Raw genomic sequence first — 22113 nt, forward strand, 5'->3', positions numbered from 1 at the left:
GCGTTGACGTAGTCCTACGGGACGTTCCAAGCGGAAATCACGGGTTGCCCGTCCTCCGTCCCCAAGAAGCTCAAAGTGCCCGGATGCGGATGACCGAGCAGCCGGCTCGCGGACGCGTCGAGGCCAAGCCACCGCACGGCGAGCACACGCGCCAGGTGGCCGTGCGCGACCACGGCGACATCCCCCTCATTCAGCAACGGCCGCAGGCGACCCAGCACCGCGTCCACACGCGCAGCAACCTGCTGCAGCTCCTCCCCGGGATGACCGACGTCACCGGAAACGACGCCGTCCCTCCACAAATCCCACCCCGGCCTCGCGTCACGGATCTGCTCCGCGGTCATGCCTTCGTAACCGCCGTAGTCCCACTCCACGAGGTCGGGATCCGGCTTGACGCCGGTCAGCCCGGCGAGCTCAGCAGTCCGCACGGCACGACGCAGAGGACTACTGAACACGGCGACCAGACGGCGGTGGGCCAACCGCGGAGCAAGGCCACGAGCCGCCGCCTCGCCCGCTTCCGTCAGCGCAACGTCGGTCCGCCCAGCGTGCTGGCCCGACAGACTCCACTCGGTCTGACCGTGCCTGATCACTATCAGCTCACCCATAGCCGCGCACGCTATCTGATCTTGTGGCGCTCCGAAGCAGCTTCTTCACCACGGCCGTTGACTGCGACCATTGCCCAGACGCCCTTCCCTACGGGAAGGTCCCGTACGCCCCACACGCACAGCCCGTCGAGAATGATCAGCCCCCGCCCCCGGTCATCCGAGGAGCCTGGCGGACTCGTTCGGAGCTGGCAGCGCACGGCGTCCTGCACCTCGATGCGGGTCACTTCGTCGGTGACGTGCACGACGACGTACAGCGACTCGGCGTCCGGCGTGCCGTATCGAATGCCGTTCGTAACGAGCTCGCTGGTGATCAACTCCACCGTGTCGAGGTGGTCTTCTCCAGCGCCCGGTCTATGGCGATCCACGTATGCACGTACGAACCGTCGGCCGACCGCCGCTGATGCGGGATCGCTGTCCAGTCTCAGTTGCTGCAACTGGTCGGGGTTGTCCCACGGGGTCGAATCCTCCGCGGCAATGACGTGATCCCTTGCCCTGGCCGGCATTGGCGCTCCCTGGTCGTTCGATCGGTCGAGCTCTCTCAAGAGGTAACCGCTCGATCACTCTCTGTGGGTATCGTTGAGAGCAGGTGGGACCGTGAACGTCATGAACGCCGTCGGGAGAAGACATGGCAGCGAGATTGCGCACACCCAACTCAGCACTCGCCGGGCTGCTCGACCAGGCGAGACTGACCCGCACACAGCTCGCGCAGCGCGTGAACCGCCTCGGCCGCCAGGCGGGCCTCGATCTCAGCTACAGCCAGTCCACGGTTTCGCACTGGATCGGCGGCACGGTTCCGAGACCTGAGGTCAGGCCGCTCATCGTCGCGGTCCTCTCGGAGCAGCTCGGCCGTCCGGTCACCCACACCGAAGCGGGTCTTCCGCCCGCCCCGTCCCTGCCCGGAGCAATCGGCACGGACACCGTGGAAGAGCTAATAGATCTCGGAAAGGCAGACATGGATCCGTCTCGTCGCAGCGTTCTCTCGGCCGGCGTCTTCTCGGCGGCGCTGTCTGTTCCCGGCTTCGCCGGAGCCTCCGCACTCGCGGCGGATCGATCACCGGGTCCGGGAAAGGCGACCGTCCGGGTGGGTGCCTCCCAGGTCGAAGCTCTGCGCACCATGACCGAGCGGATCGCTGACATCCTCGACGAGCTCGGCGCGGGGCACGCCCGCCCCATGGCCGCGGCTTTCCTGGTCAACACGGTGGGCCCGTGGCTGCGCGCGCAGGCGACGACGAAGGTGCGGCAGGACATGCTCGCCGCGGCGTCCGACCTGACGTATCTGACGGGCTGGATGGCGATGTACGAGAAGGCACACGGCCTCGGCCAGACGTACTACCTCAAAGCGCTGAAGCTGGCGAGCGAAGCCCAGGACCACGTCACGTACTGCCGGACCCTGCGCGGAATGAGCCTCCAGGCATCGAACCTCGGCCACGGACAACGCGCCCTCGAACTGGCGGACTCGGCCGCCGAGGCCGCCCCGTCGGCGGGACCGCGTCTGGTCGCGTTCCTGCGCGGCCAGCAGGCGCACGCCGCCAGCATGGTCGGGGACCGCCGCACGGCACACACCCGGCTCCAGGAGGCGGAGACGGCTCTGTCCCTCGCGGACAGCCGCCGTGACGCCATCGGGGGGTACGACCGGACGGCGTACCTGTTCCACGTCTCCCACGTGCTGTACCAGGAGCGCGATCTCCCCGGCAGCATCAAGGCCCTCCAACAATCGATCAAGGCCCAGCCGGCAGTCGAGCGCCAGGGACGGACACACGCGTACGCCGTACTCGCCCAGCGGCAGTACCGCCTGGGGCACCTCGACGCCTCGTGCGATTCGTGGGGCCGCTTCCTGGACGAGTACGAGCATGTGTCCTCGGCGCGCGGCGACGACCACTTCGAGACCCTGACCGCACAATTGCGCAAGCATCCCACCGTTCGGCCCGTACGCCTCCTGGCGGATCGCACGCGGCGGGTCGCTGCGCTCAAGAATTGATGTTCAGGACACGGCTGACCCGGTCGGCCCCAGGGTTTCCCTCTCGCGTCGCTCAAGCCATTCGAGGTACCAGGAACGGAAGTTGTGACGTCTGCCCTGGCCATCGACGATCGGTACATAGTCCGAGTTGGACCCGACGTCCCGGTCGCGGAGTTCTCCGCGACACGGGCCGACGACAATGAGGTAGCTCGTCATCCCGCAGCCGCTATCACTGATGACGATCGAGCCGCGGTCCCGGTCTTCGGCCCAGCGCCGCTCCGCGTCGGCGCCGAAGGCCGTGTAGTAGTCGTTCAGGTAGTCCTCGTGCTCGTCGCGGACGGTGGGCTCGTGTCCAGTCGCACGAAGGGCCGCCAGCTGGTGGTCGGCCCAGTCCTCCGTCTCGATGAAGGGTCCACTCGGGTTCAGCGGGATGAGTTGGAGGCCGCCGGTATAGACCCAGCCCCAGTTCCCGTCGACCTGACGCAACGACATCAGCCGGAACTCGGGTCCGGGCCCGCCCGCTCCCACCTCCGCCAGGAAGCTGCGGTATTCCGCGGGGAGCGTGACACCGTACTGCGCTTCAACCTCGGCGATTTCCTCGGCGGTCAGGACCGGCTCGAACACACCGACCACGGCCTGGACACGTTCCCGGACTCCGGTCCAGTTGCTCTGTGATTCCATGGCTCTCCTCTGAACGGCAAGCACGTTAGTCCCCGGCACCGACAGGGGGCACGAGCAGCCGACGGCGAATCCCAACCGGCCAACCGCATCAATGTCACACCTCGCTGCCATGCTCAGCGGCCATGGACATCAACCGCTTCTGGCACCTCATCGACGACGCCCGCGCCCAGGTCGCTGACCCCGCCGACGCCGAGGCGGTGGCCGCCCAGGCCGTCGTCATACTTGCCGCCCAGGACCCGGAGGAGATCGTCGAAGCGCAGCAGCGCTTCTGGGATCTGATGGCCGCCAGCTATCGGGCACCGCTGTGGGCCGCCGCCTATCAGATCAACGGCGGCTGTTCCGACGACGGCTTCGAGTACTTCCGGGGATGGCTCATCGCGCAGGGTCGTACCGTCTTCGAGCAGGCCGTCGGCGATCCCGACTCGCTGGCCGATCACCCTGCCGTTCTGGCGGCAGCCGACGGCGGTGATCTCGAATGCGAGGACGTGCTGGGCATCGCCTGGGAGGCGTACAAGCGCGCCACCGGCGAGGAGTTGCCCGGCGGGTCGTTCACCATCAGCTACCCGGCCCTCGACCCCGACTGGCGCTTCTGCTTCGACGATCCGTCGGAGATCGCTCGGCGCCTGCCTCGCCTCGACGCGCTCTTCTAGAGCCGCTCCGCTCCGTGGAGGGATGGACCCGAGCCGCTACAGGTAGTCCCGCGTCGCCGTGACCCGGCCGAAGCGCGGGAAGATCGTCGTCACCGCGAAGTCGTGTTCCTCCGCCGCCAGGCCCGACATGGCGTCGGCGACGAACTCGACCTCGTAGCCGAGGTCGCTCGCGGCCCGGGCCGTGGACTCCACGCCCATGTTGGTGACCAGTCCGCCCATGACGACCGTCTCCACGCCCAGTTTCCGCAGCTGAGCGTCCAGATCCGTCGTCCCGAACGCGCCGACGCTGCGCTTCACCACCACGACGTCCCCGTCCTGCACCACGCCGGGCGCGAAGTCACTGCCCGGGGGCTGCTCGGCGACGTTGGGGCGGTCTACGCGGACCTGAATCACCGGTCGTCCCTGGGCGCGGAAGGCGTCAGCCAGCTCGAGGCATCGGTTCAGCACCTCGTCGCCCGTGTGCGGGGCTACGGGTAGCGCGATGATGCGCGGCATCAGATCGATCAGTACCAGGGCGGTTGTCATACTGCCCGACTTTAGGCCCTGCTCTGCGGAATCACGTGGACGGGTGCGGGTAGCCAGGCATGATGCCGGAATGAGCACCATCGTTAGGTTCTTCGCCGCTCCCGATGACAAGTCGGCCTCTCGGGTTCTCCGGACCGGGCCGCGTCGCGTATTCGAGTCGCTCCCCTTCGGCAACTTCGATCCCGAAGAGGCCGTGCTCGAATGGGAGTCCCTGCTCACCGACGTCAGCTTCGAGGAACTCATCGCCGCCGGCGAGCCTCACCTCATCGCCGGCAAGGACGATGACGGGCCCGTCGTCTTCGCGTTCTCTCCCCTCCTGTGCACGGCGCTCGCCGAGGCCGGCCGGTCCGAGCTGAAGGACGCCGCCGCCGCATGGTTCCTGCGGCAGGAAGGGAGCCGCAGAGTCTTCAACACCGAGCTCGCCGACTTGATCCTCAGCGATGTGGCCGCCCTGGTCCGCAAGGCCCGGGACCAGGGCCGGAGCGTCTACTGCTGGGTCGGGTGAGCGTTCGCGATCGGCGTTACGCGCCGGGTCAGCCCATGCGGGCAATCGCGTCGAGCACCCCCCAGCCACCCACCACGAAGGCGGCGACAAGGGCCGTCGTTCGTACCGACGGGCGGGTGGTCACGCGCCACACCGCCACGTCGGCAAGCCCCGTCGCGATCAGCGCCCACGGGGCACCCGCCTCGCTGCCGGCCGCGAAGGCCAGCAGCGGCAGCACCAGTTGCCCCGCCGCGACGCACGCGGGCAGCGGCAGCCGCAGCTCCCGGAGCAGCAGGCCGTAGCCGAGCCAGCCAGCCGTGAGCAGCGCGAGGGCGAGGGTCCAGAAGCCGGAGTCGTCCGACGGGTCGACCAGCGCCTCCACCGCCGCCGCGGTCGCGAGCGTCAGCAGCAGCGTCATCGCCGCGAAAGCCTCCGCCGCCGGCCCCCGCAGCTGCGCGGACACACCGCCGGCGACAACGGTGACCGCAGCGAACGCCGCCACCCGGGCGCCGTTCCCCCACGAGCTCCAGCTCGCCAGCAGGTTCACCGACACAGTCAGCAGCAGCAGTAAGCCGGTGAGGGTGAGCAGCGGGCTACGGGGCGGGGATGCGTTGGTCATCCGAGGAGTGTGCCAGGAGGCGGGCGTTCGGATTCAGGATCCCGAGGTCGAGCGCGCGGCCAGGACCCAGGCCGCAAAGGCATCCACCCCGTCCACCACCGCCTCGAAGCGCGGCGAGTGGTAGACGTCGAACGAGTGCAGCCCGCCGGGGAGTTCGGCGTAGACCACGGCGTTCTTCGAGACCCGGCGGAGCTGCGCGGCGAAGTTACGAGCCCCCTCGACGGTCCCCAGGCCGTCCCGCGTGCCGTGGGCGATAACGATCGGCGGGGCGTCGGGGTGGACGTAGCCCTGGGGCTGGAGGGCGGGCGCCGGCTCGTCCGGGGGATCGCCGAAGTAGTGGCCGTAGTAGCCGTAAAAGCAGATCGCCCCGGTGACCGAGGTGTCCGCCGACTCGAAGCCGGGCTGGAACTTCGGGTCGTTCGGGGTGAGGGCGCAGACGGAGGCGATGTTGGAGCCGGCGGAGCTGCCCGCCAGGAAGAGGCGGGTCGGGTCGGCGCCGTACTCCGGTGTCAGTACGCCGGGACCTCCAGCTCCGCCCACACCGTCTTCCCCCAGCGGTGGCGGTCGTAGCCCCATCGGTCGCTCAGCATGTCGACGAGGAACAGGCCCCGCCCCCGCTCGGCCTCCGCGACCGGGTCGGCCATGTCGGGGGCGGTGCTCGATTTGTCGGTGACCGCTATCTTCACGCGGTGCGGGACGGGGCGGCTTATCGTGACCCTGAGCAGCGCGCACGGCGTGTGCTGGACGGAGTTGCCGACGAGTTCGGAGACCACCAGGGTCGCCGTGTCGGCTAATTCACGGACGTCCCAGACACTGAGGACGGTATGGATGAGGCGTCGCGCCCGGCGGGCCGACTGTGGTTCGCACGGCATCGTCTCGCTGTACCGGGGGGTGCCCGTCGACGCGGCTCTGGCGGTGTTCATCGACACGGGGTCACCCCTCCGACGGGATGGCTCTGCCCGGCCGTGGACTGAGCCGCTTCTCCACAGTCGCCGCGCCTGGAACATTGGTCGCGGCATCAACGACCGTACGAAGGCCCGGAGAGCGGGCTCAACGGTATTGCGAAAGATTGCGCGACCTCAGGTGAGAGTGCGGATCGCCGACTCGACGAGGGCGCGGGCGTCGGCGCCAAAGACGGCCATCGTCGCGAGTTCGGCGAACGCCCTGCGGTAGTCCGCTATTTCGCGGGGCTGCCTTATGTTGATCTCCGCCGTCAGCGTCTCCACCACGGTGTGGGCGTTGTCGAAGACGTAGAACGCCTCCAGCGGCCACACCACGCGCGGGGCGCTGAACGGGATGACGCCGAGCGAGACCGACGGCAGCGGCAGTACGTCGAGGAGATGCCTGAGCTGGTGCGTCATCGTCGCCGGATCACCTATCCGGGCGCGCAGGACCCACTCCTCCAGCAGTACGACGAAACGGTGCCCGCCCTCGTAGAGGAACCGGCTGCGGGCCAGCCGGGCGGCGACGGCGTCGGCGACGTCGTCGGGGGTCCCCTGGAAGTCGGTGATCGACCGCAGCAGCGCCGTGGCGTAGTCGGCGGTCTGGAAGAAGCCGGGGACGGCGTTGGAGCTGTACACCCGGCAGATCCCGGCCCGCTCGTGCAGGGTGTAGAAGTCCTCCTGGACCTTGCGCATGCCGTTCTTGTGTATGCGCCGCCATTCCACGTACATGGAGTCGACCGCCCGCGCCGTGGCGATCAGGTCCTCCGTCTGGTCCGCCGATCCGCAGGCCGTGCACCAGGCCTTGATGTCCGCGTCGGAGGGGGCGGACTCGCCTTTCTGGATACGGGTCGTCTTCGCCGGATGCCATCCGCACCGGGCAGACAGCTCCTTCCCGGTGAGGCCGGCGTCCTGGCGGAGATGCTGCAGACGTCTCGCCAGGGCTATGCGCGCCGCCTGGGCGCTGGAGGAGGGGGAGGCAGGCATGGGCTCGTACGCCGGATCAGACGGCGAACTTCGCGTGGTCGATGCCGCGGTCCCACACGGCCTCGAAAGCGGCGGCGGCCATGCGCACGATGTCGGGGTCCTCCGTACGTTCGTGTCCCGCCCAGTCGCCGTCACCGGTGAACCAGTGGAACACCACGCGGCGTCCGTCGATCAGCCACAGGTCGTTCCCGGGGACGGCGATGTCGGAGGCGAGGCGCCGGGGGAGCCAGCGGACCTGCTCGCCGACGGAGATGTTCATCGAGGTCTGGGCGTGCTCCCAGCGGATGTAGTCGGTGACCGGCTCGGAGACGATACGGGCCCTGCGTATCCGCACCCCCCGGGCGACGGTCTCACGGACGAGGGGGATCCAGCCCCGCCAGTGCGCCGAATCGGGGTCGGGGTCGGCCCGTCCGGTCCGCAGGAACTCCGTGAAGCCGCCCTCCTCGTCGCGGATGCCGTAGGAGTCGCGCATCTCCAGGTGCACCGCGGTGTGTTCGGCGGATCTCAGCAGGTCAGCGAAGTTCGGCACGCAGCTCGGCGACATCACACGCCTCCCTCAGGATCGGCACCATGCGGGCCGGGATGCGGATCACCGTCTCGTGCGCGGGAATCCCCGTGTCGTGTCCGGCAACCCACTCGGTCTCGCCCACCAGGGCCTTCGTCAGTCCGTCGGCCTCCTCGCCCTGCAGGACGAGATCGGCCGTCTCGCCCTCGACCCACACGGTCGGTGAACCGCCTCCCGTGGTCTCCGGGTCGATTCCGACGAACTCTAGGGCCATGTCGTGTTCCCGTTCCAAGCCAGTTGCGGATACTTGCGCACAACGCTTCCGGGGCGGTCGTCCCGAGGCAAGAGAAGGGGTCGGTTTTCACCCTGACGTGGTGTTCTCCGGGCGGAACCGTACGTTGACCGCTCTTGAAGTGATAGGCGGGTCTACGCTGCCTTTTCCTTGCCCCACAGCCAGGGGTGGTAGTGGGTGCGGCCCAGGACGTCGCCGCTGTGCACGGCCGCCACCAGGCCGATGACCGGTGTGCAGAGCAGCGCGCCCAGGACGGGGGCGATCGCGGCGTACGTGGCGGCGCCGATCACGAGGGCTTCGGCGAGGAAGACGGTGCTCGCGACGGCGCCCGCGAGGAGGCCGCGGAGCAGGGCGCGGGAGGCCAGCCACTCGGGGGCGCGGGCCAGGGCGGCGCCGGTCGCGGCGCCGAGGAGGGTGCAGACGGCCATCGTTCCGGCCGTCGCGGCGGTGCCGCGGAGGAAGACGTCGAGGGCCGCGTCGCGTTTGCCGGTGCCCAGGAACGCGGCGGCAGCCACGCAGGTGAGGGTCCCCCACAGGGCGGTCAGGGCCAGGCCGATGCGGACTCCGAGGCGGAGTCCCCTGCGGACCGTCTGCTTGGTCGTCACGCGTGCCACCGCCCGTCACATGTGCCCCTCACGGTAGGGCGTCGGCCGGGGACGTCGGCACCCGGGGGCGGCCTCCGCTCGCGGGAAAGTGGCCGAAAGCAGCCGGTTCCGCGGCGGACGCGGTGAGCGGGCTGAGCCGACAGTCGGCGGGTTCGGGTGAGGACATGGACCGCTTTGCGATCGTACGGTGCGACCGCCGGCCGGCCGCGTCCGAGGGAGTACGGACAACCTCAGACGCCCCGGCCCCGCCGGTTGTCATGGACAGGAGCCGTTTCTAGTCTGGGAGCGCTCCCGCATCGATTCCGGCACCCGCACCCCGCTCGACACCAGCACCGACTGCCACGCCGTCTCCCGTGCCCGCGGCACGGGATGGCCAGGACGGCGGTCCGGAACCGGCGCGCTCTCACCCCCCGCCAACCGGCGTGCGCCGATGGGCCGTCCAGGCCTGCCCTGCTCCCGCGCGTGCCCCCTCCGGAGGTAGTCCCCCCATGCGCATACGCCTGCACAGATTCCTGCCACGGGCCTGGGTCGCCACCCTCGCCGTCGTCACCGTCACCGGCCTCGGGATCGCCACCCTGAACCCGCTCTCCGGCGACCGGGACATCCCGGCCGCCTCCGTGGCCGGCGAACCCGAGCACGACGGCGCCGACTGCGCGGTCGGCACCACGCCGGCCGGGTCCAACACGCTGCTCCCCGACCCGTTCACCCGGATCAACGGCACCCGCATCACCAGCAAGAGCGACTGGCGGTGCCGCCGCGCCGAGATCCACGAGCTGGCCGAACGCTCCATCTACGGCCAGAAGCCCGCCAAGCCCACCGTGACGGGATCCGTCTCCTCCACCAGCATCACGGTGAACGCCTCCGCCTCGGGCAAGAGCGCGAGCTTCTCGGCGCGGGTGGAACTGCCGAGCGGTACGGGCCCGTTCCCGGCCGTGATCGTCTTCGGCGGGCTGGGGGCCGACACCGCCACCATCAAGGCGGCGGGCGCGGCGGTCATCAACTTCGACCCGTACACGGTCGGACGTGAAGGCACCGCCCGTAACGCCAAGTCCGGCGCGTTCTACACGCTGTACGGCTCCACGAGCAGCACCGGTCTGCTGATGGCGTGGTCCTGGGGCGTCTCCCGGATCATCGACGTCATCGAGTCGAACGGCGGCAACATCCTCAGCGCCGACGGCACCGGCGTGACCGGCTGTTCGCGCTTCGGCAAGGGGGCGATCACGGCGGGCGCGTTCGACCAGCGCATCGATCTGACCATGCCCATCGAGTCGGGCACCGGTGGTGTGCCGGCCATGCGGTCGATCGCGCAGGAGAGCGGCTCGCAGCCGCTGAGCAGCGCATACTCCGAGCAGCCGTGGCTGGGTGACGCGTTCAGCTCGTACACCGGGAACCCGGGCAATCTGCCCGTCGACATGCACGAGGTCGTCGGGCTGGTGGCGCCACGCGGGCTCTTCATCATGGAGAACCCGCACGTCGACTGGCTCGGGGCGCGCTCCGGCAGCGTGTCGGCGCTCGGGGCGGCGGAGATCTACAAGGCGCTCGGCGCGCAGAGCAACATCAGCTACTGGTCGGACGTCGCCGACGGCACCCACTGCGCGGTGCGCAACGAGTGGAAGACGCCGATGACGCAGAGCATCAACCGGTTCCTGAAAAACTCGGGCTCGGCTCCGGGCGTGTTCCGTATCTCGTCCAAGAAGGCCGGAAACCTCGCGAGCTGGCGGAACTGGACCACGCCGACGCTGACGGACGGCGGGACGACCGACGGCGGCACCACGGACGGCGGCACCACCGACGGCGGTACGACGGACGGCGGCGTAACGGACGGCGGGAGCTCCGACGGCGGGTCGGGCCAGGACGGCTGCACGGCCACGTACCGCCTGGTCAATCCGTGGAACGGCGGCTACCAGGGTGAGGTGACGGTCACCAACACGGGCTCGGCAGCCATCACCGGCTGGCGCGTCGGTATGACGATGCCGTCCGGCCAGACGATCACCAGCGTCTGGAACGGCACCAACACCGGCACCTCAGGCGCGGTCACGGTCCGCAACGCGGCGTGGAACGGCTCCCTCGGCGCCCGCGCGTCCACGACGTTCGGCTTCACGGTGAACGGCAACTCGTCGAACCCGACGAACTTCACCTGCACGGTGGGGTAGCGCGATTCATGCCTTACGGCCCTTCCCGGCGCGGTGCCGGGAAGGGCCGTTCGTCTTGCGGCCAAGGTCGGTGAGCAGGGCGCTCAGCGCCTGGGGGCCAGGACAGTCGCGAACCTGTTCGGGCGAGCGCCGGTAGACTGAGCGGCGGCTTGTACCCATTACTGCGTCTTCCCCGCGAACACAGGCGAATGGCCGGAGAGGAATTACACGTCGTAAAGCCAGGACTCGTCACCCGGCTCCTGCTCATCCCGTGACTCACCGGTGTGCAGACGCAGCGCGAGGTCCTCAGCCCATGCAGTAGCCCATGCGTACAGAACCCGAACCTCATCCGGCGTAAGACCGTACTCGGTGAACTCCTCCTCGCCGTACCACTGAGCGGCCTCAAGCCGGTTCTGGAGGCCCTCGAGGGTGAAGCGACCTCGGGAATGAGCTCGTCCCAGGGACTCCAAGTCGGAGCAACTCCACCAACGGGACGCGGAGTGGATGTCAATCAAGTCACGCGGTACGCCGCGCTCGGACAAGGCACGCATCTTCGTCCCGAGCACATCGGGTTCAGCCAGAACGGGCCCGTACGCCATCTGCGCCGGCTTCCGGGTGAAGAACTCACGCAAGACATCCACTTCGCACTCTTCACCCTCCGCGCCGTTGACCTGAAGCCGGGCGGAGTTCTTGCTCGTCTCGATCACCTGTACCCGCCACCCGCGCGCCGTGAGTCCGTCGACGAGGACGTCCGCAATGTCGGGCAGCGGCCGCTGACTGTCGGTAGCGAAGTCAAGGTCCTTGCTCAGCCGCGAGACGATCTCGTGAGCCTGGACTGCGTATCCCCCGGTAAGGACAAGGGGCAGAGGCTCACCGATCTCGATCACGTCCGCCAAGAGACGGGCATGCAGAGCCGGCATTTTCACGCTGCGGCGTCCAGGAAGGCCGGGCGGGTCATCTCGGGCAGGGCGGCGAGTTCGGGGAATCGTCGTTCCCATACCCGACGGGCCGCCGGCACCAGGACACGGCGAAGGAGCGGCCACTGCTCCTCAAGAAGCCGACGGTTGAGGAGAGCACAGATGTCCTCTCGCATCCCCTCTGCCAGCACGTTGCGGTACAGGGAGAGTCGCTGGCGCGGGTCGCTCAGGTCGAATACACGCAATCCAGACCAGACAACTGTGAAGGGCGGCTCGATCAACCCTTGACTGGGACCGCACAGATCAGACAGGCCGAGCGGCACGCGCTTCGCGTACTTGCGGTGATAATCCGCCAGCTCATCGGCCAGATCCGCCTCAGTCACGTCCATGGCCGGATTGTCCCACAGAACGGGTCGACCCCACGGCATGAAGTACGTTCTGTAACCGCAGTCCCACAATCAGCGAGCGTCCGGCAGGTTCGCCGACGCCCGGCGGGCCGCCGTGACGAAATCTGCTCTGGCAGCGCTCAGCTCGTCCGCTCGGGCGTGGCCGCGCAGGGCGGCGACCAGAGCGTCCGCGGCCGTGGTCACCTCCTCGGGGCCTTCGAGGGCGATGCCGCCGTGTGCCCGTTGGAGGTGGGACTCCTCGTCTCCGGTGCCTCGGCCCCGGCGGTCGAGCAGCGTGCGGGCGTCCGCCGCGGCGAGGAAGTCGGCGTAGGTCTGGCGGCGGAGAGTCAGGCGGCGTTGGGCTTCGGCGCCCTCGAGGGTGAGTCTTACGGACTCCAGCAGCGCCTCCGCCTGGCGGTCGCCCGCGTGGCGGGCTGCCTCGGCCTGGCGGAGGCCGGCGCTGCGGGCGTACCAGCCGGTGACGATGCTGCCGGCGAGTGCCGCTCCGGCCGCGATCAGTGCGATTCCCCAGTCGCTCATGTGCCCCCGCCTCTTCGGATTCTTCCTGCACCATGCCCTGGTGGGCTCGTCCGTGCATCGGGTATCGGGCAATCGCGGCGGTACGATCGGTCGCATGCCGCCGGATGATGTCCGTAATACTGCTTCTACCTGCGGAAACAGCGCGTATCTCCGTTCGGGCACCGGTAAAATGGAAGGGTCGGAGCAACGAGCAACGAGCAACGAGCAACGAGCAACGAGCAACGAGCAACGAGCAACGAGCAACCGTGCTCCTTGCCGCCCGATCCGCCGTCGCCCTGCACCGGCTCCTCGACGCCGTCCTCGTCTTCGCCGGTGACGAGCGCGTCACCCGGCTGTTCACCCTCGTCCCCGGCTCCGACTTCGGCGTCGACGCCCTCGCCGCCGTCGAGCGGATCGGCGGGCGGACCGTCCCGTGGAGCGAGGCCCTGCGCGGGTCGTACGACCTGGTCCTCAGCGCCAGCCCCAAGGGCGACGTCCGGCTGATCCGCGGTACGCACGTGCTGTTGCCCCACGGCGCCGGGTACAGCAAGTCCCTCCCGGGCGAGGGCTCCGACTCGGCGTCGGGGCTCGATCCCGTCTTCCTGCGGCGTACGGACCTCGCGCTGCACGCCGTCGCGCATCCCGATCAGGCCGCCCGCCTCGTCGCGTGGGACGACGCCGCCCCCGCCAAGGTCGTCGGCGACCCCACCCTCGAGCGCCTCCTCGCCTCCCGCCCCCTCCGCGACCGGTACCGGGCCGCCCTCGGCACCGGCTCCCGCACCCTGGTCGTCCTCGCCTCGACCTGGGGCCCCGAGTCGCTGCTCCACCGCCACCCGGGGCTGGCCCAAGAACTGGCCGCCCGACTGCCGTACGACGCCTACCAGCTGGCCCTCGTCCTCCACCCCAACGAGCACAGCCGCCTGGGGTCGTACGAGCTCGCCCAACGCCTCGCCCCCGCCTGCGACGCCGGCCTGATCATCGCCGACCCGTACGAGGAGTGGGCCTCCCTCCTCATCGCCGCCGACGCCCTGATCACCGACCACGGCTCCGCCGCCCTGTACTACACCGCCGCCGCAGACCGCCCCGCCGTCGGCGTCCACGAGGACGACGGCGCCGAGCTGATCCCCGACAGCCCCATGCACACGCTCCTGCGCGGCATCCCCCGCCTGAGGGACGCCGGCGCCCTCATACACGCCCTCCGAGCCTGGCGCCCCGGCCCCGGAGCCCAAGCCGCCCGCCAGGCCTTCGACCGGCAGGGGCAAGCCCTCGACCTGCTGAGGTCCGAGCTGTACGCCCTCCTCGGCCTGACCCCGCCGCCCACACCCGCCCGACCCCGCCCCCTGCCCGCGCCCCGCCCCGCCGTCCGCACCCCGGCGGCGTTCGACGTCGACACCGACGTAACGGCCGCCGACGAGATACGCGTGACCCGCCGCCCCGCAGGCCTCGGACCCCCCGGAGACCACCTCGCCGCGGAGTACGACGCCGCGAGCGAGCCGTACATCCGCTCCGCCGGCCTCCTGTACCGCCGCCCCCTGCCCCAGGCCCCCTGGGCCGCCGACGCCTGGATCCGGCACGCCCTCGACGCCTACCCCGGCTGCCGCACGGCCGCGGCGATCCTCCCCGACGGGCTCACCCTCCTCGGCACCCGCGACCGCCCGGCCCTCCACGCCGTCCGAGCCCACCCCCGCAACGAGGCCGGCCGCATCATCCACCCCGACCCCGCCGCCGTGGCCTCCGCCGTCCACACCGGGCGGCAGCCGTCACATCTCCGCTGCCGCATCGGCGACCGCACCTACGACGTCACCGTGCGCCCGGCCACGCCTACCGAGTCCGCCACCCCGTTCTAAAGCCCCTGCCCCCGCCGAATCACCCCCGCCGCCGCCCGACGCTCCCCCGCCTCCTCCCGAAGCCCCTCCGCCTCCGCCAGCTCCGCCATCGCGTCGAGCACCCGCGCCTCGTCGAAGGCGGACCGCCGCCCACGGGCGGACTCCAGCGACTCCTCGTACAACGGCCTCGCCTCCCCGGTCCGCCCGAGCCGGCACAGCACCCCGGCGAGCGCGAAGCCGGTCCGGCGCGTCATCCGCTCACGCCCCAGTGCCAACGCCCGGTCACGCGCCTCGGCAAGCAGCTCGCGAGCCACCTCCAGCTCACCGAGCTTCGCCCGAGCCTCCCCCGACCGATACGTCATCAACAGCACCCCGTACGGATTGGAAATCGCGTCATGCAGCGCGAGCGCCCGTGCGAACTCCCCCGCAGCCGCCTCCCAATCCCCCCGCACCCCGCACAACATCCCCCGGAACTCGACCAGCGAGGCCGCCAGCTTCTCCTCGCCGGCCCCCAACAGCCGGAGAGCCCCCGCCGCCTCATCGAGCTCCCGCCCGGCCTCATCGACCAGACCCGCCTGCCACAGATGACGCGCGAGCTGACACCGCGTACGCATCATCCACGCAGGCCGCCCCCCATGTCGCAGAGCCGAATCCACCGCCATCTGCAGCGCACCGACCACATCAAGCTGCTGAGGATGATCGAGCGCATACGTCCACAACGGCTCGGACAGCGCCACCACCTCGACATCCATCCCCCGCTCATGGGCCAGACGCAGCGCCGCGAACAGCGTGTGCCGCTCCTCGTACAGCCACCCGGCAGCCCGCCCCTCCAACGGAACGTCCGGCGCCCCTTCGACAGCCCCGACCGAATCCGCCACGATCAGCCGAGACCCCGCAGCCAACAGATCCGCCCGCTGAAACTGCCGCACGAGCCAGCGCACCAACCGCACGAGCGCCGCGTCCACACCCCCGTCCCCCCGCGACCGCCGCAGCGCGTGGGCCCGCAACGGACCGGGCAGCCGCAGCCGCCCGCCCTCCCCCGCCATCAGCTCACCCAGATCAAGTAACCCCGCCCGGTCGAGCTCCTCAAGTGCCTCCTCGCACGCATCGGGCCCCAGCCCCAACAGCGCGGTCGCCGACTCCACCGTGAAAGCGGGCCCAGGGTGATGCGGCAGCAGCCGATACAGCCGAGCGGCGCCGTCCGACAGCCCGTCGTACACCACGTCCCAGAACCGCTCGACCCCATCGACCCCCGCCACCTCCCACTCCTCCCGCAGCTGCGGCACCAGCCGCGTCAGCGACCGCAGCCGATGCCCCCGCACCCAGCCCCCGGCCACATGCAGCGCCGCCGGCAGTCCCTCGCACAGCCGCACCAGCGCCCGCACCGCCTCGGGCTCCGCCGCGGGCCGCGGGTCCCGCACGATCAGCTCCAGCAGCTCGGTGGCCGCCCACTCCTCCAACGGCGGCAGCGCGAGCCCCAGCGCCGCCCCGTCCGCCAGATCACGCAGCGGGGCATGGCTGGTGACGATCACCAGGCTCTCCCCGGACGCGGGCAGCAGCGGCACGACCTCCGAGGCGTACCGGGCGTTGTCGACGATCAGCAGCAGCCGGGCGCCGGCGGTGCGGCTCCAGTACTGCGTGCACCGCGCCTTGAACGATCCGGCGACGAAGCCCGGCTCCACGCCCAGGGACTCGAGCAGCTGTCCCAGCACATCGCCGGGGTCCAGGCTCCCGCCCAGCCGGTAGTCGTCGAGGTCGACCGACAGCACCCCGTCCGCGTAGCGCTCGCGCAGCAGCCGGCCGATCAGCCGGGCCAGCTCCGTCTTCCCCATCCCCTGCGGTCCGCTCAGGGCGACCAGCAGCGGCCGGTCCCGGCCCGTCCACTCGTCCACCGCCGCGAGTACGCGGTCCCGCTGCTCGTACCGGTCGACGAAGCACGCCGGCTCCGGCGGAAGCTCCACCCTCGTCACGTTCCTGTCCTCTCCCCGTCGGCGGTCCCGTCCATACAACAGCGCACTGCAGCACCGTAGTTACCCGGCGCCACAAACGGGTTAGCTTCCCGAACGGGAATTCGGCTACTGTGCGGCCTCGTTACTCACCAGCCTCAGGGGAAAACATGCGTCTCATCTCCGCCGTCGGCGTCTCCGCCGCCCTGCTGTTCGCGCTCACCGCGTGCGGGGGTTCCGACTCCGGCGACAGCGACTCCGCGTCGAGCGCCGAGCCCAGCGCCGTCGCCACCGACTCCGGCTCCGACTCCGGCAAGGACACCGGCTCCGAGCCCGATCTCGAGGCCTGCAAGGCCGCCCTGGCCAAGCAGTTCGCCGACGAGAGCACCGAGAACGCCTCCCGTCCCCCGGAGTGCGACGGCGTCGACAACAAGGCCATCGGCGAACTCACCGAGGAGGTCTTCAAGGAGGAGTTCGACAAGCTCAAGGACATGGACCTCGAGGACCTCGACACCGCGACGCCCTGACCTCCCGCCACGGCGCCCGATCCGGCATCGGCCGGGCCGGGCGCCGTGCGCGTTTCCCGCCGGGGTGTTGACAACAGGCCATCACCCCTGGCTTCATGAAACATATCGATGGGAGCGCTCCCACTCCTGTGCGTGTACAACCTCTTTCATCAGCGACGAGAGAAAGCAGCACATAGTGGGACTCATACGACCGCTCCACATCCAGACCCTCTCCCCGCGCACCCGCCGTTGCGCGCCGCCGCCCCCCTGAGCCGACCCGCCGCATCCGCACGCCCGCACCACGGTCCGCCGCCCTTCCCCCGGCGCGACCGCCCCCACACGCGGGCAGGCACGGCGTGACGCGCCGGCACCCGGGCCGCCACCTTGCCCGGGTCCCGGCGCCGTGTCGCCACCGGCTGCCCATCGACGACGGAAAGGGACTCCGTTGCGCCTCCCCGACCTGCTCCGGCGCGGAAAGCCGGACACGCCACACCCCCGCAGACGCCCCGCCGGCGTCCTCGCCCTCGCCGCGACGGTCGTCGCCGGGGCCCTGCTCCCCCTGTCGGCGCCCACCCCCGCAGCCGCCGCCCCGGCGTTCGCGTACGGGGAGGCGCTGCAGAAGTCGCTGCTGTTCTACGAGGCCCAGCAGTCGGGCCCGATCCCCGACTTCAACCGCGTCAGCTGGCGCGGCGACTCCGGGATGGACGACGGGAAGTCCGCCGGACTCGATCTGACGGGCGGCTGGTACGACGCCGGTGACCACGTCAAGTTCGGGCTGCCGATGGCGTTCTCCGCGACCATGCTGGCCTGGGGCGGGATCGAGCAGAAGGCCGCGTACACCTCGTCCGGCCAGCTGGAGCACCTGAAGAACAATCTGCGCTTCGTCAACGACTACTTCGTCAGGGCGCATCCCTCCGCCAACGTCCTGTACGGCCAGGTGGGCAACGGCGAGGCCGACCACAAGTGGTGGGGCCCGGCCGAGGTGATGCCGATGGCCCGGCCCGCGTACAAGATCGACGCCTCCTGTCCCGGCTCCGACCTCGCGGGCCAGACGGCCGCGGCGATGGCGGCGTCCTCCCTGGTCTTCCGCGACTCCGACCCGGCGTACGCGGACCGGCTCGTCAGCCACGCGCGCCAGCTCTACACCTTCGCGGACACCTACCGCGGCAAGTACAGCGACTGCATCACCGACGCCCAGGCGTACTACAAGTCCTGGAGCGGCTACAACGACGAGCTGGTGTGGGGCGCGATCTGGCTGCACAAGGCCACCGGCGACGCGTCGTACCTGGCCAAGGCCGAGTCGTACTACGACAACCTCTCGACCGAACCGCAGACCTCGACCCGCTCGTACCGGTGGACGATCTCCTGGGACGACACGTCGTACGGCTCGTACGCGCTGCTCGCCAAGGAGACCGGCAAGCAGAAGTACGTCGACGACGCGAACCGCTGGCTCGACTGGTGGACGACCGGGGTGAACGGCCAGCACGTCCCGTACTCCCCCGGCGGACAGGCCGTCCTCGACAGCTGGGGGTCGCTGCGGTACGCGGCCAACACGTCGTTCGTCGCCCTGTCCTACTCCGACTGGCTGACCGGCGACGCCACCCGCAAGCAGCGCTACCACGACTTCGCCGTCCGGCAGGTCAACTACGCGCTCGGCGACAACCCGCGCCACTCCAGCTACGTCGTCGGCTTCGGCACCAACCCGCCGACCAAGCCGCACCACCGCACCTCGCACGGCTCGTGGACCGACCAGATCAACAGCCCGGTCGAGAGCAGGCACGTGCTGTACGGGGCACTCGTCGGCGGTCCCAGCTCGCCGAACGACTCGTACACCGACGACCGGTCGAACTACACCAACAACGAGGTCGCCACCGACTACAACGCGGCCTTCACCGGCGCGCTGGCCCGGCTGTACGGCGAGTACGGCGGCGCACCCCTCACGAACTTCCCGCAGCCCGAGCAGCCGGTCGGCACGGAGATGTCCGTCCAGGCGTCGGTGAACGCCGCCGGGACCAACTTCACCGAGATCAAGGCGTACCTGGTCAACAAGTCGGCGTGGCCGGCGCGGGCGCTGACGGACTCGTCGCTGCGCTACTACTTCACGCTGGAGGACGGGGTCAGCCCCGGTCAGATCAGCTACACGACGAACTACAACCAGTGCGGCAGGGTCAGCGGGCCGACGCAGTACGAGGGCAACGTCTACTACCTGACCGTGGACTGCTCGGACACCGTGATCGCCCCGGCCGGACAGTCGGCGTACCGCAAGGAGGTCCAGTTCCGGATCTCCTCCTCCGGTGCCTGGAACCCGGCGAACGACTGGTCGTACCAGGGGGTCTCCACCACGCCCGGCTCGACGCCCGTGGACGCGGCGAACATCGTGCTGATGGAGGGGCCGGACAAGCAGTGGGGCGCCACGCCCGACGGCACGAACCCGGACCCCGATCCGGACCCCGACCCGGACCCGGATCCCGACCCCGACCCCACGCCCGACGGGCCGTGCGCCGTGACGTACACCGTCAACTCCTGGGGCACCGGCTTCACCTCCGAGGTCGTCGTACGCAACACCGGCACCGCGGACATCACCGGCGGCTGGAACCTCCGCTTCACGTTCAAGGGCGCCGAGCGGGTCACCAGCGCCTGGAACGCCACCGTCACCCAGTCCGGCGCCGGCGCGAGCGCCACCAACGCCCCGCACAACGCCAACATCCCCGTCGGCGGCTCGGCGTCCTTCGGCTTCCAGGGCTCGGGAGCGTCCACGGACCCGCCCGACGACTTCACCCTCAACGGAACGGAGTGCACGTCATGATGCGGACCGCCCTGCTGTCCGCCGCCGTAGCGTTCCTCACCCTCACCGGGGCGACGAACGCACAGCCCCCGGCCGAGGCGGCCGCCGCGGACTACCGTGACTCGACGGCCGCCGTCGACGACCGGGTGGACGACCTGCTCGCCCGGATGACGCTCGACGACAAGATCGGCCAGATGACGCAGGCCGACCGGGACGCGATCCTCACGCAGTCGGACGTGGCCACGTACCGCCTGGGCTCGATCCTCTCCGGCGGCGACGGCACCGTCAGCCCGAACAACGCGCAGACCTGGGCCGACACGTACGACAACCTCCAGCGCCAGGCCCTGTCCACCCCGCTCGGCATCCCGATGATCTACGGCATCGACGCGGTGCACGGCGCCAACGCCGTCCGGGGCGCGACGATCTACCCGCACAACATCGGCCTCGGCGCCACCCGTGACCCCGAGCTCGTCGAGCGGATCGGCGGGGCGGTGGCCGAGGAGGTGTCCGGTACGGGCATCGACTGGACGTTCGCGCCGTGTCTGTGCGTGGCGCGCAACGACCGCTGGGGGCGGACGTACGAGTCGTTCGGCGAGACGCCCGAGCTGGTGACGTCGATGGCGACGATCGTCGACGGCTTCCAGGGCACCGGCGGACCCGGCTCCAAGCCGTCGTCCGTGCTCGCCACCGCGAAGCACTACATCGGTGACGGCGGCACGACGAACGGCACCGACCAGGGCAACACCCAGCTCACCGAGGCGGAGCTGCGCGCGTACCATCTGCCGCCGTTCAAGGAGGCGGTGGAGCGGGGCGTCGGGTCGGTGATGGTGTCGTTCAGCAGCTGGAACGGCGCCAAGCTGCACGGGCACAAGTACCTGCTCACCGATGTGCTGAAGGGTGAGCTGGGCTTCGACGGCTTCGTGGTCTCCGACTGGGCGGGCATCGACCAGCTCGACGGGCGGACCGGCTTCACCGGGGCCGAGGTGAGCCAGGCGATCAACGCCGGGCTCGACATGATCATGGTGCCGAACGACTACAAGACGTTCATCGGCCTGCTGCGCGACGAGGTGAACGCCGGGCGGATCCCGATGTCCCGCATCGACGACGCCAACCGGCGCATCCTCACCAAGAAGTTCGAGCTCGGCCTGTTCGAGCACCCGCTGACGGACCGCTCGTACACCGGGACGGTCGGCTCCGCCGCACACCGGGACCTGGCCCGCCAGGCGGTGCGCGAGTCGCAGGTGCTGCTGAAGAACGACGGCGGAGTGCTGCCGCTCGCCAAGTCCGGCAAGCTGTTCGTCGCGGGCAAGTCGGCCGACGACATCGGCAACCAGAGCGGCGGCTGGACGATGAGCTGGCAGGGCCACAGCGGCGACATCACGCCCGGCACCACCGTGCTCGAGGGCATCCGGGCGGCCGTCACCGACCCGTCACGGGTCACCTTCGACCGGTACGGCAACGGCATCGACGGCAGCTACACCGCCGCCGTCGCCGTGGTCGGCGAGACCCCGTACGCGGAGGGGCGCGGCGACCGGACCGGCGCGATGGGGCTGGACACGGAGGATCTGCAGACGCTCACCCGGCTGCGGGCCAGCGGGGTGCCGGTGGTGGTCGTGCTGGTCTCCGGTCGGCCGCTGGACATCGCCGCGCAGCTGCCGGACTGGCCGGCGCTGGTCGCGGCGTGGCTGCCGGGGACGGAGGGCGGCGGGGTGTCGGACGTGCTGTTCGGCGACTACCGGCCGACCGGGAAGCTGCCGATGACGTGGATGCGCAGCGTCTCGCAGCAGCCGATCAATGTGGCGGACGGGAAGGATCCGCTGTTCGAGTACGGGTACGGGCTGACGTACGACGCCGGCACGGACCCGGATCCGGATCCCGATCGCGACCCGGGTGACGAGTCCTGCACTGCGACGACGAAGGTGGTCAACGCCTGGTCGGGCGGCTTCCAGGCGGAGGTCACGGTACGCAACCCCGGCACCGTCCAGCTGACCGGCTGGGAGGCGGCCTGGGACCTGGGCTCGCGGACGATCACCAATCTGTGGAACGGCCAGCTGACGACCTCCGGGGGCCGCGCCACCGTCCGCAACAGTCCCTGGAACGGCACGGTGCCCCCGGGCGGCACGGTCACCTTCGGCTACACGGCGAACGGCTCGGCGGACAACCTCCCTCCGCCGGCCTGCACGGGCGCGACGACCCCCTGACCCGTCGCGCGTCCCCGCCGGTCACCGCCCATCGCCGGCACGGGCGG

General features: G+C 70.2%; 23 protein-coding genes. 8 read left to right on the top strand and 15 right to left on the bottom strand.

The features are described from left to right. Positions 1 to 14: 14 nt before the first annotated feature. Positions 15 to 602, bottom strand: a complete 588-nt coding sequence (locus tag SRB5_RS23185) for a histidine phosphatase family protein (RefSeq protein ID WP_153455157.1) — start codon at positions 600 to 602, stop codon at positions 15 to 17. 11 nt (positions 603 to 613) lie between these two features. Continuing rightward, the gene (locus SRB5_RS23190; protein WP_153455159.1) at positions 614 to 1105 is read right to left on the bottom strand and encodes an ATP-binding protein; all 492 of its coding nucleotides are present in this window, start codon (positions 1103 to 1105) and stop codon (positions 614 to 616) included. Positions 1106 to 1227: 122 nt separating this feature from the next. On the opposite strand from SRB5_RS23190, the gene SRB5_RS23195 reads away from it, so the two are divergent. Then, the gene (locus tag SRB5_RS23195) at positions 1228 to 2580 is read left to right on the top strand and encodes a hypothetical protein (RefSeq protein ID WP_153455162.1); all 1353 of its coding nucleotides are present in this window, start codon (positions 1228 to 1230) and stop codon (positions 2578 to 2580) included. 3 nt (positions 2581 to 2583) lie between these two features. Here the strand turns inward: SRB5_RS23195 and SRB5_RS23200 are convergent, their stop codons facing one another. Then, positions 2584 to 3240 carry an SMI1/KNR4 family protein gene (locus SRB5_RS23200; RefSeq protein WP_194293007.1) on the bottom strand — a complete coding sequence of 219 codons (657 nt, stop codon included), beginning with the start codon at positions 3238 to 3240 and terminating at the stop codon, positions 2584 to 2586. Positions 3241 to 3362: 122 nt separating this feature from the next. Between SRB5_RS23200 and SRB5_RS23205 the strand changes: the two genes are divergently transcribed. Further along, a complete protein-coding gene (locus tag SRB5_RS23205) occupies positions 3363 to 3890 on the top strand; it encodes a DUF4240 domain-containing protein (RefSeq protein WP_153455166.1) in 528 nt (175 codons plus the stop codon). A 36-nt stretch (positions 3891 to 3926) separates the two neighbouring features. Here SRB5_RS23205 and SRB5_RS23210 read toward each other — a convergent pair whose 3' ends face one another. Beyond that, positions 3927 to 4415, bottom strand: coding sequence for an isochorismatase family protein (locus tag SRB5_RS23210; RefSeq protein ID WP_153455168.1), 489 nt, complete (start codon positions 4413 to 4415; stop codon positions 3927 to 3929). 70 nt (positions 4416 to 4485) lie between these two features. Here SRB5_RS23210 and SRB5_RS23215 point away from each other — a divergent pair, with 70 nt between their 5' ends. Next, the gene (locus SRB5_RS23215) at positions 4486 to 4920 is read left to right on the top strand and encodes a hypothetical protein (RefSeq protein WP_153455170.1); all 435 of its coding nucleotides are present in this window, start codon (positions 4486 to 4488) and stop codon (positions 4918 to 4920) included. 28 nt (positions 4921 to 4948) lie between these two features. Here the strand turns inward: SRB5_RS23215 and SRB5_RS23220 are convergent, their stop codons facing one another. The 7 genes from SRB5_RS23220 to SRB5_RS23250 all read right to left on the bottom strand — a co-directional run bounded on the left by SRB5_RS23220 (position 4949) and on the right by SRB5_RS23250 (position 8848). Next, on the bottom strand, positions 4949 to 5518 hold the full coding sequence (locus SRB5_RS23220; protein WP_153455172.1) for a hypothetical protein: 570 nt from the start codon (positions 5516 to 5518) through the stop codon (positions 4949 to 4951). A 33-nt stretch (positions 5519 to 5551) separates the two neighbouring features. Beyond that, complete coding sequence (locus SRB5_RS23225) at positions 5552 to 6058, bottom strand: alpha/beta hydrolase (protein ID WP_153455174.1); 507 nt, start codon at positions 6056 to 6058, stop codon at positions 5552 to 5554. Continuing rightward, positions 6028 to 6441: an ATP-binding protein gene (locus tag SRB5_RS23230; protein ID WP_153455176.1), complete on the bottom strand. Its 414-nt coding sequence runs from the start codon at positions 6439 to 6441 to the stop codon at positions 6028 to 6030. Before SRB5_RS23230 ends, SRB5_RS23225 begins: the two co-directional genes overlap by 31 nt. A 156-nt stretch (positions 6442 to 6597) precedes the next feature. Beyond that, positions 6598 to 7446, bottom strand: a complete 849-nt coding sequence (locus tag SRB5_RS23235) for a helix-turn-helix domain-containing protein (protein WP_153455178.1) — start codon at positions 7444 to 7446, stop codon at positions 6598 to 6600. Between the two features lie 16 nt (positions 7447 to 7462). Further along, positions 7463 to 7990 carry a DUF6879 family protein gene (locus tag SRB5_RS23240; RefSeq protein ID WP_153455180.1) on the bottom strand — a complete coding sequence of 176 codons (528 nt, stop codon included), beginning with the start codon at positions 7988 to 7990 and terminating at the stop codon, positions 7463 to 7465. Next, on the bottom strand, positions 7959 to 8225 hold the full coding sequence (locus tag SRB5_RS23245; protein WP_153455182.1) for a hypothetical protein: 267 nt from the start codon (positions 8223 to 8225) through the stop codon (positions 7959 to 7961). Before SRB5_RS23245 ends, SRB5_RS23240 begins: the two co-directional genes overlap by 32 nt. 152 nt (positions 8226 to 8377) lie before the next feature. After that, the gene (locus SRB5_RS23250; RefSeq protein ID WP_153455184.1) at positions 8378 to 8848 is read right to left on the bottom strand and encodes a hypothetical protein; all 471 of its coding nucleotides are present in this window, start codon (positions 8846 to 8848) and stop codon (positions 8378 to 8380) included. Positions 8849 to 9336: 488 nt separating this feature from the next. Between SRB5_RS23250 and SRB5_RS23255 the strand changes: the two genes are divergently transcribed. Next, the gene (locus tag SRB5_RS23255) at positions 9337 to 11001 is read left to right on the top strand and encodes a cellulose-binding domain-containing protein (RefSeq protein WP_153455186.1); all 1665 of its coding nucleotides are present in this window, start codon (positions 9337 to 9339) and stop codon (positions 10999 to 11001) included. A gap of 203 nt (positions 11002 to 11204) precedes the next feature. On the opposite strand, the gene SRB5_RS23260 is transcribed toward SRB5_RS23255, so the two are convergent. The 3 genes from SRB5_RS23260 to SRB5_RS23270 all read right to left on the bottom strand — a co-directional run bounded on the left by SRB5_RS23260 (position 11205) and on the right by SRB5_RS23270 (position 12823). Beyond that, on the bottom strand, positions 11205 to 11900 hold the full coding sequence (locus tag SRB5_RS23260) for a nucleotidyl transferase AbiEii/AbiGii toxin family protein (RefSeq protein WP_153455271.1): 696 nt from the start codon (positions 11898 to 11900) through the stop codon (positions 11205 to 11207). Positions 11901 to 11902: 2 nt separating this feature from the next. Next, complete coding sequence (locus SRB5_RS23265) at positions 11903 to 12286, bottom strand: hypothetical protein (RefSeq protein ID WP_153455188.1); 384 nt, start codon at positions 12284 to 12286, stop codon at positions 11903 to 11905. Positions 12287 to 12355: 69 nt separating this feature from the next. Beyond that, positions 12356 to 12823 (bottom strand): hypothetical protein, encoded by a 468-nt coding sequence (locus SRB5_RS23270; protein ID WP_153455190.1) that lies wholly within the window; start codon positions 12821 to 12823, stop codon positions 12356 to 12358. Between the two features lie 245 nt (positions 12824 to 13068). Here SRB5_RS23270 and SRB5_RS23275 point away from each other — a divergent pair, with 245 nt between their 5' ends. Then, complete coding sequence (locus SRB5_RS23275; RefSeq protein ID WP_323378334.1) at positions 13069 to 14649, top strand: translation initiation factor 2; 1581 nt, start codon at positions 13069 to 13071, stop codon at positions 14647 to 14649. Here the strand turns inward: SRB5_RS23275 and SRB5_RS23280 are convergent. Continuing rightward, positions 14646 to 16598, bottom strand: coding sequence for a tetratricopeptide repeat protein (locus tag SRB5_RS23280; RefSeq protein WP_153455192.1), 1953 nt, complete (start codon positions 16596 to 16598; stop codon positions 14646 to 14648). The two genes, SRB5_RS23275 and SRB5_RS23280, sit on opposite strands and share 4 nt — an antisense overlap. 146 nt (positions 16599 to 16744) lie before the next feature. On the opposite strand from SRB5_RS23280, the gene SRB5_RS23285 reads away from it, so the two are divergent. The 3 genes from SRB5_RS23285 to SRB5_RS23295 all read left to right on the top strand — a co-directional run bounded on the left by SRB5_RS23285 (position 16745) and on the right by SRB5_RS23295 (position 22066). Further along, the gene (locus tag SRB5_RS23285; protein WP_153455194.1) at positions 16745 to 17101 is read left to right on the top strand and encodes a hypothetical protein; all 357 of its coding nucleotides are present in this window, start codon (positions 16745 to 16747) and stop codon (positions 17099 to 17101) included. Positions 17102 to 17525: 424 nt separating this feature from the next. Continuing rightward, positions 17526 to 19886 (top strand): glycoside hydrolase family 9 protein, encoded by a 2361-nt coding sequence (locus tag SRB5_RS23290; RefSeq protein WP_228390374.1) that lies wholly within the window; start codon positions 17526 to 17528, stop codon positions 19884 to 19886. Beyond that, on the top strand, positions 19883 to 22066 hold the full coding sequence (locus SRB5_RS23295) for a glycoside hydrolase family 3 N-terminal domain-containing protein (RefSeq protein WP_153455196.1): 2184 nt from the start codon (positions 19883 to 19885) through the stop codon (positions 22064 to 22066). Before SRB5_RS23290 ends, SRB5_RS23295 begins: the two co-directional genes overlap by 4 nt. Positions 22067 to 22113 lie beyond the last annotated feature (47 nt).

This window comes from Streptomyces smaragdinus (genome assembly GCF_009604385.1).
In the GTDB taxonomy this organism is placed as follows: domain Bacteria; phylum Actinomycetota; class Actinomycetes; order Streptomycetales; family Streptomycetaceae; genus Streptomyces; species Streptomyces smaragdinus.

Coding starts and splice junctions, on each gene's coding strand:
- SRB5_RS23195 (WP_153455162.1), top strand. CDS start 1,228: ATGGCAGCGAGATTGCGCACACCCAACTCAGCACTCGCCGGGCTGCTC.
- SRB5_RS23285 (WP_153455194.1), top strand. CDS start 16,745: ATGCGTCTCATCTCCGCCGTCGGCGTCTCCGCCGCCCTGCTGTTCGCG.
- SRB5_RS23205 (WP_153455166.1), top strand. CDS start 3,363: ATGGACATCAACCGCTTCTGGCACCTCATCGACGACGCCCGCGCCCAG.
- SRB5_RS23245 (WP_153455182.1), bottom strand. CDS start 8,225: ATGGCCCTAGAGTTCGTCGGAATCGACCCGGAGACCACGGGAGGCGGT.
- SRB5_RS23190 (WP_153455159.1), bottom strand. CDS start 1,105: ATGCCGGCCAGGGCAAGGGATCACGTCATTGCCGCGGAGGATTCGACC.
- SRB5_RS23270 (WP_153455190.1), bottom strand. CDS start 12,823: ATGAGCGACTGGGGAATCGCACTGATCGCGGCCGGAGCGGCACTCGCC.
- SRB5_RS23185 (WP_153455157.1), bottom strand. CDS start 602: ATGGGTGAGCTGATAGTGATCAGGCACGGTCAGACCGAGTGGAGTCTG.
- SRB5_RS23260 (WP_153455271.1), bottom strand. CDS start 11,900: ATGCCGGCTCTGCATGCCCGTCTCTTGGCGGACGTGATCGAGATCGGT.
- SRB5_RS23200 (WP_194293007.1), bottom strand. CDS start 3,240: ATGGAATCACAGAGCAACTGGACCGGAGTCCGGGAACGTGTCCAGGCC.
- SRB5_RS23235 (WP_153455178.1), bottom strand. CDS start 7,446: ATGCCTGCCTCCCCCTCCTCCAGCGCCCAGGCGGCGCGCATAGCCCTG.
- SRB5_RS23210 (WP_153455168.1), bottom strand. CDS start 4,415: ATGACAACCGCCCTGGTACTGATCGATCTGATGCCGCGCATCATCGCG.
- SRB5_RS23230 (WP_153455176.1), bottom strand. CDS start 6,441: ATGAACACCGCCAGAGCCGCGTCGACGGGCACCCCCCGGTACAGCGAG.
- SRB5_RS23220 (WP_153455172.1), bottom strand. CDS start 5,518: ATGACCAACGCATCCCCGCCCCGTAGCCCGCTGCTCACCCTCACCGGC.
- SRB5_RS23255 (WP_153455186.1), top strand. CDS start 9,337: ATGCGCATACGCCTGCACAGATTCCTGCCACGGGCCTGGGTCGCCACC.
- SRB5_RS23215 (WP_153455170.1), top strand. CDS start 4,486: ATGAGCACCATCGTTAGGTTCTTCGCCGCTCCCGATGACAAGTCGGCC.
- SRB5_RS23265 (WP_153455188.1), bottom strand. CDS start 12,286: ATGGACGTGACTGAGGCGGATCTGGCCGATGAGCTGGCGGATTATCAC.
- SRB5_RS23295 (WP_153455196.1), top strand. CDS start 19,883: ATGATGCGGACCGCCCTGCTGTCCGCCGCCGTAGCGTTCCTCACCCTC.
- SRB5_RS23240 (WP_153455180.1), bottom strand. CDS start 7,990: ATGTCGCCGAGCTGCGTGCCGAACTTCGCTGACCTGCTGAGATCCGCC.